The 12278-nt window shown below is 66.3% G+C and carries 7 protein-coding genes and 4 pseudogenes; 9 read left to right on the top strand and 2 right to left on the bottom strand.

Translation table 11 applies throughout. The features are described 5' to 3' along the window. Positions 1-114: 114 nt before the first annotated feature. The 5 genes and pseudogenes from FAZ11_RS07785 to FAZ11_RS25405 form a co-directional block, all read left to right on the top strand. Positions 115-1980, top strand: a pseudogene (locus FAZ11_RS07785) (PAS domain-containing protein); the annotation flags it as partial. Positions 1981-2145: 165 nt separating this feature from the next. Beyond that, positions 2146-2592, top strand: a pseudogene (locus FAZ11_RS25395) (methyl-accepting chemotaxis protein); the annotation flags it as partial. Continuing rightward, on the top strand, positions 2589-4058 hold the full coding sequence (locus FAZ11_RS07790; RefSeq protein ID WP_058787341.1) for a chemotaxis protein CheW: 1470 nt from the start codon (positions 2589-2591) through the stop codon (positions 4056-4058). The pseudogene FAZ11_RS25395 and the gene FAZ11_RS07790, both read left to right, overlap by 4 nt. A gap of 250 nt (positions 4059-4308) precedes the next feature. Then, positions 4309-5079 (top strand): annotated as a pseudogene (locus tag FAZ11_RS25400) (PAS domain-containing protein); the annotation flags it as partial. A 105-nt stretch (positions 5080-5184) separates the two neighbouring features. After that, positions 5185-5622: pseudogene (locus tag FAZ11_RS25405) on the top strand (methyl-accepting chemotaxis protein); the annotation flags it as partial. On the opposite strand, the gene FAZ11_RS07800 reads toward FAZ11_RS25405, so the two are convergent. After that, positions 5615-6250, bottom strand: coding sequence for a histidine phosphatase family protein (locus FAZ11_RS07800; protein WP_058771762.1), 636 nt, complete (start codon positions 6248-6250; stop codon positions 5615-5617). The pseudogene FAZ11_RS25405 and the gene FAZ11_RS07800 sit on opposite strands and share 8 nt — an antisense overlap. A gap of 5 nt (positions 6251-6255) precedes the next feature. Further along, positions 6256-7434: a sensor histidine kinase gene (locus FAZ11_RS07805; RefSeq protein ID WP_137279470.1), complete on the bottom strand. Its 1179-nt coding sequence runs from the start codon at positions 7432-7434 to the stop codon at positions 6256-6258. A 616-nt stretch (positions 7435-8050) separates the two neighbouring features. Here FAZ11_RS07805 and tyrS point away from each other — a divergent pair. The 4 genes from tyrS (at position 8051) to FAZ11_RS07825 (ending at position 12255) form a co-directional block, all read left to right on the top strand. Beyond that, the gene (gene tyrS / locus FAZ11_RS07810) at positions 8051-9292 is read left to right on the top strand and encodes a tyrosine--tRNA ligase (RefSeq protein WP_058771764.1); all 1242 of its coding nucleotides are present in this window, start codon (positions 8051-8053) and stop codon (positions 9290-9292) included. A 202-nt stretch (positions 9293-9494) separates the two neighbouring features. Beyond that, positions 9495-10262: an SDR family NAD(P)-dependent oxidoreductase gene (locus tag FAZ11_RS07815; protein ID WP_058771765.1), complete on the top strand. Its 768-nt coding sequence runs from the start codon at positions 9495-9497 to the stop codon at positions 10260-10262. A gap of 10 nt (positions 10263-10272) precedes the next feature. Further along, positions 10273-11457: an acetyl-CoA C-acyltransferase gene (locus FAZ11_RS07820; RefSeq protein ID WP_058771766.1), complete on the top strand. Its 1185-nt coding sequence runs from the start codon at positions 10273-10275 to the stop codon at positions 11455-11457. Positions 11458-11469: 12 nt separating this feature from the next. After that, positions 11470-12255, top strand: a complete 786-nt coding sequence (locus FAZ11_RS07825; RefSeq protein WP_058771767.1) for an enoyl-CoA hydratase — start codon at positions 11470-11472, stop codon at positions 12253-12255. Positions 12256-12278 lie beyond the last annotated feature (23 nt).

Here is a 12278-nt window from a genome sequence, read left to right on the forward strand (position 1 = left end):
AGGGCTCGCTCTAGCTCGGTGCAAAAAAATTTACGGCTCTAGGATGGCGAAGTGCTCAATTTGTTATCGCGATTGCCGATAACGGGAGGACAAGACCTATCTCTGGAGCTGCCCATGCTTTCCGCCCCCGCCGAGCCCGCTGCCGTCGATGTAGCTTCCGCTTACCACGCCTTGCGCCAGGCGTTGGACAAATCGCTCGCGATCATCGAATTCGATCTCGCAGGCACGGTGCTACAGGCCAACGACAACTTCCTGCAGACCTTCGGCTACAGCCTGGACGAGGTGCGCGGTCGGCACCACCGGCTGTTCTGCCCGGCAGAGGTCGTGGAGAGCGGCGACTACCAGAGCTTCTGGGAAACGCTGGGACGCGGCGAATTCCATAGTGGCGTCTATCGTCGGCAGCGCAAGGACGGCGGCGTGGTGTGGATCCGCGCCACCTACAATCCGCTGCTCGATGCCGAGGGGCAACCGGTACGCATCATCAAGTTCGCCACCGACGTCACCGAGAGTCGTCTAAAGGCGGTTGAGTACGAGGGCAAGATCGCGGCTATCCATAGGTCGCAATCGGTGATCGAGTTCGATCTGCAGGGCAATGTGCTCTGGGCCAACGATAACTTCCTCGACATGACGGGTTATGCGCTGGAAGAGCTGCGCGGTCGCCATCACAGCCTGATGTGCCCGGCCGACTATGCACGGTCGGCAGATTACGCCTTGTTGTGGAATCGGCTGGGACAGGGGAAATTCGACTCCGGCGTGTACAAGCGCATCCGCCGCGATGGTCGACCGATCTGGATTCAGGCCACCTACAACCCCATCCTGGATGCTGACGGCCGACCCTACAAGGTGGTCAAGTTCGCTACCGACGTGACCGCCGCGCAAATACAGGCGGCCGAGTTCCAAGGCAAGATGGCGGCCATCGACCGTGCCCAGGCGGTGATCGAGTTCGATCTGCACGGCAATATTCTCGATGCCAACGAGAATTTCCTGTCCGCGCTTGGCTACAGTCTGGAAGAGGTGCGTGGCAAGCATCACCGGATCTTTTGCGAGCCGGACTATGCGCGCTCGCCGGCCTATCGGCTGTTCTGGGAGAAGCTCGGACGTGGCGACTTCGATACCGGGCTGTACAAGCGCCGCGCCAGTGATGGTCGCCAGGTGTGGATCCAGGCGACCTACAATCCGATCCTCAATGCCGAGGGGCATCCCTACAAGGTGGTGAAGTTCGCCAGCGACGTGACCGAAAGCCAGCTGCGCAACAGCGATTACGAGGGCAAGGTCGCCGCCATCGACCGTTCCCAGGCCATCGCCGAGTTTTCCGTCGACGGCACGGTGCTCACCGCCAACCGCAATTTCCTCCTGGCGCTGGGCTACCAGGCCGACGAGGTAGTGGGCAAGCACCACCGCATCTTCTGCCCCGACGACTACGCGCGCTCGGCCGAATACCGGTTGTTCTGGGACAAACTGGCACGGGGCGAATTCGATGCCGGGGTGTACAAGAGGCGTAACAGCCGGGGTGAGGAGATCTGGATCCAGGCCACCTATAACCCGATCTTCGATGCCGACGGCAAGCCGTGCAAGGTGGTGAAGTTCGCGGTGGACATCACTGAAAGCCAGATCCGCAACAGTGACTATGCCGGGAAGGTGGCAGCCATCGATCGCGGCCAGGCGGTGATCGAATTCGATCTCACCGGCAAGATCCTCGATGCCAATCGCAACTTCCTGGCGACCCTGGGCTATCGCCTGGAGGAAATCCGTCATCAGCATCACCGTATCTTCTGCGAGGACGAGTACGTGGCCTCGAGCGAGTACCGCGAGTTCTGGGCGCGGCTGGCCCAGGGCGAGGTGTTCGGTGGGCGGTTCATGCGGTTGAGTAAATTCGGCCAGCGGATCTGGATCCAGGCCACCTACAACCCGATCTTCGATGCCGACGGCCAGGTGCACAAGGTGGTGAAGTTCGCCACCGACATCACCCGCCAGGTGGAAATGGAGCAACGTGTGCGGCAGAAGATCGAGCAGATGAATCTGTCGTTGCAGGCGCTGACCCAGTCCATCAATCAGATCGCCGAGACCACCGACGATGCCAACCGCATCGCCCGGCGTACGTTGGAGGAAGCGGAGCGCGGCTCTCTGACGCTTACTCGTTCGCTCGACGCCATGGAGACCATAGGCACTACCGCGGGAGGCATCCAGGATATCGTTCAGGTGATCAGCGATATCGCCAACCAGACCAACATGCTGGCCTTCAACGCCGCCATCGAGGCGGCTCGTGCCGGTGAGCACGGGTTGGGCTTCTCGGTGGTAGCCGACGAGGTACGCAAGTTGGCCGAGAAGTCGTCCCAGGCGACCAAAGAGATCAACAAGCTGATTTTGGAGTCGGTCAAGAGCATTGCCCAGGGCAGCGAGATTTCCCGCAGCGTGGGCGAGGCGTTCGGTCTGATCGCGGAAGGGATGGGTAAGACCCAGAGATCCATCGAGGCCATCAATGGCTCTACCGCGCAGCAGCTCGACGATGCGGCGCGAGTCAACCAACTGATCCAGGAGCTGGATGCGGTGACCAATGCGGCCAGCCCGCTTCCGGTCGGAGCGCGTTCGTGAGCCTGGCTCAGGGCGTGGTGCGGATTGGCACCCTGGAGGTCGCCATTCCCGCCGAGGCCCTGGAGCGGGTGGTGTCCTGGCCGGAGCGCCTGGTCTCACATCCCAGCGCTGCGCCCTGGCTGCTGGGATTGTTCGAGTTGAGCGGGCGACCGCTGCCCTTGGTAGACGGCCATGCCTTGCTCGGCCTGCCCGTGCCTGATACACCGCGCAGTGTCGCGGTGATCCATCACGGCGGCGGTCGCTTCGGCCTGGGCATCGATGGCGTGGTGGATATCCTCACACTGGCGGACGAGGTGATCGACCGCTTGCAGGGCACTGCCGACCGGCTGTTGGGGCGGATCCATCTGGAGCCGCGCACGGGGCGGCTGGTGCATCTGCTCGACCTGGAGCTGTTGGTGAGGCTGCCGGGCTTCGAACTCAGCGCCGACTCGCCCAGGGATAGACGCGAACTGGTTGGCGCGGGTAATGGCCAGGAGCGCCTTTACCTGCTGTTCGAGTGCGACGGCCAGCGCCTGTGCCTGGATGCGGCGGTGGTACAGGAGTTGGTAGACCGGCCACAGTTGACGGCCAGCGAGTTCGCCAGCGATGCCTGCCGTCACGAGGTGCAGTTGCGTGGGCAGACGCTGCCGGTGCTGGAGTTGTCCGGGCTGTTGGGTCTTGCCGCGCCGGTGAGCGAGGGGCGCCAGCATCTGCTGGTGCTGGCCGCGGGGACCCAGGGCGAGTATCGCGTGGCTTTCGGCTTCGAGCGGCTGCTCGGCATGTGGCGACGCGATCCGGCGCACTGCACGCCGCTGCTCGGGTTCGGCCTTGCGCAGCCGGAGTTGCTGCACGGAGTGTTCGCCGATCCCGCGGGCGAGTCGGCCGTGGTGATCGATCATCGGGCGCTCGGCTGTCTGGAGGCGACGGTGGCCTATGCGCGCATCTATCGAACCGATCGCAATCTGCTGGTCGAGCAGCACCGCCAAGGGCAGCGCCAGCCTTGTCTGACCTTCCTGGCAGGACTGCTGTTTGCCGTACCCCTGGAGCAGGTGGCCGAGGTATTGCCGCTTCCGGCGCGCTATCTGCGCCTCGGACAGGCCGATCCACGGTTGCTCGGTCTGATGGAAGTACGTGGCCAGCAGATCACGCTGATATGCCTGCGGACTCTGGCGGGCGAGCGGAGCGTCGAGTCTGCCACCAGCGATCAGGTCATCGTGGTGCAGGGGCAGCAACGACGCCTGGGCTTCGTCGTGCAGCAGGTAGAGGCCATCGATACCTTCACCGGTTTGCGTGAGGATGCCCTGGCCCGTAGTTGGAAACCGCCGCTGGACGGCGGAGGGTTGCCGGCGCAACGGGCACAGAGCTGGGTGGGCGTCGGTACGCCGGGGAACAGCCGGCAGGCTACGCTGGTCGATCTCGCTGGTCTGGTTCGCCGCCTCGAAGAGGGGATTCGGCAGCCGGTGGCGGGTCTGGCCATAGCCGATTAGGTAAAGCCGTTCGTCGGATCGCTGAACGGTTGTGTGGCAGGCGAAGCGGCGCCGCCGGAATAGCCGTGGCTTCGGCCAAGCGAAGCCACGGGCGCAGACTAGAGCCGACGCGGTTTCGACCCGGGCAGCTCCTGGCGGCGGCGGCATGGCCTGGATCCGAGGATATGGTCAGACAACTCGTCCGGAGCTACGTCAAGAAATTTCCTGGCGCGTCGAACCAGAGAAAGACACAACTTTCCTGGGTGATCCCATGTTCAACTCTTCGCTCAAACGCCGTATTGCCGAACTGGAAGCTGAGCTCGCCGAGCACCGGCAGGTCTCAGCGGCCTTCCATCAGGATTCGCTGCACGTGCTGTTGGACGCTCAGGGACGGATCGAGGATTTCAACGAGAATTTCGCGCTCTGCCTGGGCTACGCGCCGGGCAGCCTGACCGGGCGCACCCTCGATGACATCATTCCCGACTACGTGAAGTGCATGGACTGCTACCGCGATCTCAAGCGCAGTTTCAGCGAAGGGCGCCAGGCCAGCGGTATCTACCGCCTGCTGCGGGGCGCCGGTGGCGTGGCCTGGCTCTATGCGATCTGGACGCCGGTACGGGATACCCAGGGTCAGATCCGGCAGATCCGTTGCTATGCCTATGACCGTACCGAGCAGGTGGAAACCTCCACCGAGCACTCGGGGATCATCAATGCCTTGCTGAGATCCACCGCGGTCATCGAATTCAACCTGGCTGGCGAGGTGTTGACCGCCAACGAGCGCTTCCTGCAGGGGATGGGCTACTCTCTGAGCCAGATCGTCGGCAAGCATCATCGGCTGTTCTGCACCCGCGACGAAGCGGAGTCGGCCGACTACCGCGCCTTCTGGGAGCGCTTGAATCGCGGCGACTACGTAGCCGGACGTTTCAAGCGGATCGACAGCCAGGGTCGCACCGTCTGGCTGGAAGCCTCCTATAACCCGGTGCTCAATACCCGCGGCGAGTTGTACAAGGTCATCAAGTTCGCCACCGTCATCACCGATCAGGTGGAGCAGGAGCTGGCCGTGGCCGAGGCGGCGCGGGTGGCCTTCGACATTTCCCAGACCACCGACGAAAGCGCTCGTCAGGGAGCGGCGGTGGTGCAGGACACGGTGGCGGTCATGACCCGCATCGCCGACGAGATCCAGGTCGCCGCCAATGGCATCGAGGATCTGGGCAAGCAGTCCCTGGTGATCAGCGCCATCGTCAAGACCATCAGCGGCATCGCCGAGCAGACCAATCTGCTGGCGCTCAATGCCGCCATCGAGGCGGCGCGGGCCGGCGAGCAGGGGCGCGGTTTCGCCGTGGTGGCCGACGAGGTGCGCCAGTTGGCCGGGCGTACCAGCAAGGCGACCGAGGAGATCGTCGGCGTGGTGCAGCAGAACCAGCAATTGGCGCAGACCGCGGTGGCCAACATGGCGGCGAGTCGGCAGCAGGCGGAGCAGGGGTTGCAACTGGCGAACGATGCCGGGGTGCGCATCACCGAGATCCAGGACGGCGCCCGCCAGGTGGTCGGTGCTGTCAGCCAGTTCGCCCGGCGCCTTAACTGAGGCGGGCTTCCGGATCCTTGGCGTCGTCGGCCCAGTCCGCGGCGCTGTACCAGCGGTAGCCGCTCTCATCGAGTTCCAGCCAGCGACCCTGGTGGATGACGAGCTGGGTGGCTACGCTCGGTGCGGCTAGCCCGGTTGCCACCAGCAGGCTGCGGATCAGCCCGCCATGGGCGACCAGCAGGGTCGGTCCCGCGAGGCTGGCCAGCAGCGGGCGCACGCGTTCAGCGGCATCCGCGTAGCTTTCGCCGCCGGGCGCGCGGAAGTCATAGGGCGCGCGGGCCCGCTGGGCATGTTCCTGGGGATAGCGCGCGGCGATGGTCTGGGCATCCAGGCCTTCCCATTCGCCAAAGGCTTTTTCCGCCAGGCGGGCGTCGGTTCCCCGGGAGCGGGGGCTGCTTGGGTGTTGCGCCAGGATCAGGTCCAGCGTCTCGCTCGCCCGTATCAGAGGACTGCTCAGGCAGGCGAAGGTAGTGAGGTCGAAACGCTCGCGCAGGGCAAGGCCGACGGCCTGCGCCTGGGCGCGTCCGCGGGCGTTGAGCGGAATGTCCTGGCGACCCTGCAGGCGGCCGCTGGCGTTCCAGTCGGTTTCGCCGTGACGGATCACCAGCAAGGGGAAGGGTAGTGACAAGGGCGTCAGTCCAGAGCGGTGGGAAGGGTCAGGGTGAAGTGCTGGCGACCGTCCAGCGTGCGGGCGGTGAGGCTGCCGCCGTGGCCCCGAACGATCTCCCGGGCCAGATACAACCCGAGGGCGAGACCTGCCGGACTGCCCGTAGCGGACGGGACCAGCACAGGCCGGAAGCTCTGGGCGGGTGCGTCAGGTTGCATTGGCGTACCTGGGCCTTCCACTTTGAGGAGATAGGCGCGCTCCCTGATTTCGCCGCTCAGGTGAATGATCTGGCCCGACGCCGTCTGGTTCGCAGTGTAATCCAGAAGCGCTTCCAACGCCTGCAGCAGGCGCGGCAGATCCAGGCGCACGGTGGCGGGCAAGGTCGGTAGGGCGGTGTGGAAAACCGGGTCGGGATAGCGTCCTCGCAGGCTGGCGACCAGGGCTTCGATATGGCCGTTCATCCCTTCGACCGCCGTCGGCTTCAACAGCGGGCCATGGCCCAGCCGTGCGCGAACGAAATCGGCCGCCTCGGCGCTGCGTCGTGCCAGGCGCCGGGCCTCGGCCTGCCAGCGTTGCGCGGCGGGAAGCTGCTCGATGCCCTCGGTCGCCGCCGACGCCAGGGCGTGCAGCGGTCGTTGAAGGTCCTGTTCGAATAGCACCAGCAACTGGTCATGCAAGGCCTGCAGGTCGGTCTCGCCACGCGGACCTGGGGCTTCGTCGCGCCGCTGTTCCTCGCGGGCGATCAACTCGCCCAGCAGCCGGGCGAAACCCTCCAGGCTGCCGATCACCGCGGGTTGCTCGAGCAGGGGAGCAGGCTGCCGATCGAATCCGCACAGGGTGCCGAAGAAGGTCCCGTTGGGGCGGAACACCGGTAGCGACAGATAGCTCTTCCAGCCGTAGCGTTGGGGCAGCGGATGGTCACAGTAGGTGGCGTCCTGGGCCACGTCGGCGATGATCACGGCATCGTGGGAGGAGCGCACGTGGTCGCAGAAGGTGGCTTCGAGTTCGAGCTCGGTGCCCACGGTCAGGCCGTAGTCCAACCGGTCGTGTACGGCGCAGGCGATCCAGCGCTCTGCGGAGACTTCCGCCACGGCGGCGAACTTCAGGCCGCTGAGATCGCAGGCGACCTTGAGCAGCGTAGCGACGGCGTCGAGCGAATTCAGCAAGTCGATGCTCTCGACGGCGCTGGAATGTTGATCAGGCATAGCAGTGCGGCTCTGCAGCGGTTCGAGCCCTGAACGCTAGGCCACGCCGCGTCGGAGGGCAACCTTCATTCGCGCCTGGGCGAGTCGCCGGTGAAGGCGTCGGCTAACCGATGAGATCGGTGGCGTACGCGAGAACGGTGAGGCAGAGCAGGATGAACAGCAAGCTGCCTGGGGTGATTCTTTTCATCAGCGAGATCCTCTCACTCAAGGCCTGTTCCTTGTCCAGGCACGCCTGGCGTGATGAAAACGGTGCGGTACACCTCGATGGTCGAAGTGGATAGGTTCATCTCTGCGTCTCGATACTGCTGGCAAAGGACAGCTGTCGGAACGTCACTGTCGCCGTTCGTTCAGCGGGTACCAGGGGAGGTGCGACGTCTGGTCGAAGCGGCGGCGCGAACGGTTTGCCCGGCTGGCGCGCCTTGCGGTTGCCAAGCGATGGACGACCCGGTAGCGTGGCGACCCATGCGAACCTTCCTTTGCCCCATCAGCGCCTATTACTACTACCTGACCGACATCGGGTGGTAGGGACTGCGCTGCATGACCGAACCGCCTAGGGCGGCTCGGTCAAGGCAAGTCCTCCCGGTCTCCCTGGCACCGTCCAGCTACAGGAGACCCCATGGACAGCACCACCCAAGACCTGCTCGCCACCCTCGAAGCCCGCGGCTTCGTCCATCAGACCACCGACCGTGACGGTCTCGCGCGCGCCTTCGCCGCCGGGCCGGTGACCGGTTACCTCGGATTCGACGCCACGGCCGACAGCCTGCACGTCGGCCACCTGCAGGGCCTGATGCTGATGCGCTGGCTGCAGCGCGCCGGCCATCCCATCCTGCTGTTGATCGGCGGCGCCACCACCCGCATCGGCGACCCGAGCTTTCGCGACAGCAGCCGACCGGTGCTGACCCAGGGCCAGATCGCCCTGAACATGGCCGGCATCGCCAAGGCCTTCCACCGCTATCTCGAGGTCGGCGATGGTCACGGTCGCGCCCAGGTAGTGGATAACGCCGAATGGCTCGACGGCCTCGGCTACCTGGACTTCCTCGGCGCCGTGGGCCGGCACTTTTCCATCAATCGACTGCTGACCTTCGATGCGATCAGGAGTCGCCTCGACCGCGAGCATTCGCTGTCCTTCGAAGAATTCGGCTACACCCTCTTGCAGGCCTACGACTTCGTCGAGCTGTCGCGGCGCTATGGCTGCACCTTGCAGCTGGGTGGCGCCGACCAGTGGGCCAACATCATCAATGGGGTGGAGTTGTCGCGGCGCCAGGGCGGCCCTCAGCTGTATGGCCTGACCATACCGCTGCTGGCCACCCGCGACGGACGCAAGATGGGCAAGTCGGCCCAGGGGGCGGTCTGGCTGAACGCGGAGCGGTTGCCGGCCTTCGATTTCTGGCAGTTCTGGCGCAATTGCGACGATGGGGACGTCGAGCGGTTCCTGGCGCTGTTCACCGAGCTGCCACTGGACGAGGTGCGCCGGCTCGGCGCCCTGGGCGGCGCGGAAATCAATCTGGCCAAGACGGTGCTGGCCAACGAGGCGACCCGGCTCGCCCATGGCGAGGCTGCGCAGCGCGAAGCCGCAGCGGCAGCCGCCGCGGTGTTCGCCGAGCGGGACGGCACCGGCCAGCTGCCGGAGCTCATCCTGAGCCGCGCACGGCTGGCGGCGGGCGTCAGCCTGGTCGAGTTGCTGGTGGACGCTGGCTTGCAGCCCTCACGCGGTGCGGTGCGTCGCCTGGCGGAAGGTGGCGGCCTGCGGCTGGACGAACAGCCGGTGGACCCGGATGTTCGCTTGGCGGCGACGGACGCCGGGCGGCGGGTGAGCCTGGGCAAGAAAAGACATCTACGTATCGCGCTGGTGGATTGAAGAGGAGGTAACGGGTCGGGAGGCGTAGGTGACCACCTCCGAGTCCCGTGTGGCCAGGCGGGCGGTGCCTTTCTCGACCAACGGGGCAGGTCGTTGCCCTGGTGACAGTGGGCCGAATCGCTCAGCGCAGGTGAGCGATTCGGCCCTTGTCCGACCTCTGCTCGGGTCCGAAGATGCCGGCATCATCTCGGGGAGCTAGCCCATGCGCATCGACGATCGAATCTTCCTGGTCACCGGCGCCGGTTCCGGCCTCGGCGCCGCTACCGCACAGCTGTTGATCGAGTCAGGCGCCCGGGTGGCCCTGCTGGATCTGCAGGCCGAGGCGGTGCAGGCCCAGGCCGAATGCCTCGGCAGCCAGGCGCTGGCGCTCCCGGTGGACGTGACCGATGCCGAGGCCCTGACCGTTGCCGTCGACGCCCTCCTGGAGCGCTGGGGCGGCTTGCACGGCGCGATCAATTGCGCCGGTATCGTCGGCGGGGCGCGCATCCTCGGGCGTAACGGTCCCCATGACCTGGCCGCCTTCGCGCGCATCGTCACCGTCAATCTGGTGGGCAGTTTCAATGTGCTGCGGCTGGCGGCGGCGGCCATGGCGCGGGGTGCGGCCGACGCCGGCGGAGAGCGCGGCGTGATCGTCAACACCGCGTCCATCGCCGCCTTCGATGGCCAGATCGGCCAGGCTGCCTATGCCGCCTCCAAGGGCGGGGTCGCGGCCCTTACCCTGCCTGCCGCCCGTGAATTGGCGGGGCAGGGCATTCGCGTCATGACCATAGCACCGGGGGTGTTCGAGACGCCCATGATGGCCGGCATGACCCCCGAGGTGCGCGAGGCTCTGTCCGCCAACGTGCCCTTTCCGCCGCGCCTTGGCCGCGGCGAGGAATTCGCCGCCCTGGTCCGCCACATCATCGAGAATCCCATGCTCAATGGCGAGGTGATCCGTCTCGACGGCGCCCTGCGCATGGCCCCGCGCTAGGAGAGAAATCATGAACGATCCGGTCGTCATCGTCGCCGCCGCCCGCACGCCCATGGGTGCCCTGGGGGGCGAACTGGCCGCGCTCGCGGCGCCGCAACTGGGCAGCGCCGTGGTCCGCGCGGTGCTGGAGCGGGGTAGCTGGTCGCCGGAACGGGTCGACGAGGTGCTGCTCGGTTGCGTCCTGCCCGCTGGTCTCGGCCAGGCGCCAGCGCGCCAGGCCGCCTTGGGGGCTGGCCTGGCCCAGAGCACCCGTTGCACCACCCTGAACAAGATGTGCGGCTCGGGTATGCAGGCGGTCATCCTTGGCCATGACCTGTTGCGCGCCGACAGTGCCGAGGTGGTGCTGGCCGGGGGCATGGAGAGCATGAGCCGGGCACCCTATCTATTGGAGAAGGCGCGCAGTGGCTATCGCCTCGGCCATGGTGCCCTGATCGACAGTATGTTCCTCGACGGCCTGGAAGATGCCTACGAACCCGGCCGGCTGATGGGCACCTTCGCCGAGGATTGCGCGGCGCGGTTGGGGATAGGTCGCGAGCACCAGGATGCCTATGCGCTGAGTTCCCTGGAGCGGGCGCGCGAGGCTCAGGCCAGTGGTGCCTTCGCCGCCGAGATCGTCCCGGTCGAGGTGGTGGGGCGCAAGGACAGCCAGCGCATCGACAGCGACGAGCAACCCCGGCGCGCCGATCCCGCCCGTATTCCTACCCTCAGGCCGGCTTTTCGCGAAGGCGGCAGCGTGACGGCGGCCAACTCCAGCTCCATTTCCGACGGGGCCGCGGCATTGCTGCTGATGCGCGCCAGCACGGCGGCGCGCGAGGGCCTGACCCCGCTGGCGACCATCCGTGGCCACGCCGCCCATGCCGGCGCACCGGGCGACTTCCCTACCGCGCCCATAGGTGCCATCCGTACGCTGCTGGACCGCATCGACTGGCAATTGGCGGATGTCGACCTGTTCGAGATCAACGAGGCCTTCGCCGTGGTGGCCCTGGCCGCCCAGGATGCCCTGGGGCTGGACCCGCAGCGCCTGAACGTGCACGGTGGGGCCTGCGCCCTCGGCCATCCCATCGGCGCCTCCGGGGCGCGCATCCTGGTGACCCTGATCCATGCCCTGCGGCAGCGCCAGCTGCGTAGGGGCGTGGCAGCCATCTGCATCGGCGGCGGCGAAGCCACCGCCCTGGCGCTGGAACTCAACGATTAGAAGGACAAGACCATGAGCGAAGCCGCTGCCGAACCGACCCTGCTGCTGGACATCCAGGATCGCGTCGCCCTCATCACCCTCAATCGGCCCAAGGCGCTCAACGCCCTCAACGCCCAGTTGCTCGCTGATCTGGATGCACTGCTGGCGCGCCTGGACGCCGATCCCGCGGTGGGTTGCGTGGTGCTCACCGGGTCGGCCAAGGCCTTCGCCGCGGGCGCCGACATCAAGGAGATGGCCGGGCAGGGCTATCCGCAGATCTATCTGGACGACTACTTCCGCGTCGCCGACCGCCTCGCCGAACGACGCAAGCCGTTGATCGCCGCGGTGGCGGGCTACGCCCTGGGCGGCGGCTGCGAATTGGCGCTGCTGTGCGACTTCATCTACGCCGCGGACACGGCGCGCTTCGGCCTGCCGGAGATCACCCTCGGCGTCATCCCCGGCATCGGCGGTACCCAGCGCCTGACCCGCGCCCTGGGCAAGGCCAAGGCCATGGAGCTGTGCCTCACCGGTCGGCAGCTGGACGCCGCCGAGGCCGAGCGCGCCGGCCTGGTCGCCCAGGTCTTTCCCGCGGCCGAGCTGCTGGAGCGTACGCTGGACACCGCTCGCGGCATCGCCAGCCGTTCCCTGCCGGCGACCCTGCTGCTCAAGGAAAGCGTCAACCGCGCCTTCGAGACCAGCCTGGCCGAGGGCATTCGCTTCGAGCGCCGGGTCTTCCATTCGCTGTTCGCCGGCGCCGACCAGAAGGAAGGCATGGCCGCCTTCGTCGAGAAGCGTCCGGCGAAATTCGAGCATCGTTGAGAGCGCCTGGCACCTGCCAGAGG

The sequence above is a fragment of the Pseudomonas rhizoryzae genome, from assembly GCF_005250615.1.
Taxonomy (GTDB): Bacteria; Pseudomonadota; Gammaproteobacteria; order Pseudomonadales; family Pseudomonadaceae; genus Chryseomonas; species Chryseomonas rhizoryzae.

Coding starts and splice junctions, on each gene's coding strand:
- tyrS (WP_058771764.1), top strand. CDS start 8,051: ATGGACAGCACCACCCAAGACCTGCTCGCCACCCTCGAAGCCCGCGGC.
- FAZ11_RS07825 (WP_058771767.1), top strand. CDS start 11,470: ATGAGCGAAGCCGCTGCCGAACCGACCCTGCTGCTGGACATCCAGGAT.
- FAZ11_RS07815 (WP_058771765.1), top strand. CDS start 9,495: ATGCGCATCGACGATCGAATCTTCCTGGTCACCGGCGCCGGTTCCGGC.
- FAZ11_RS07820 (WP_058771766.1), top strand. CDS start 10,273: ATGAACGATCCGGTCGTCATCGTCGCCGCCGCCCGCACGCCCATGGGT.
- FAZ11_RS07805 (WP_137279470.1), bottom strand. CDS start 7,434: ATGCCTGATCAACATTCCAGCGCCGTCGAGAGCATCGACTTGCTGAAT.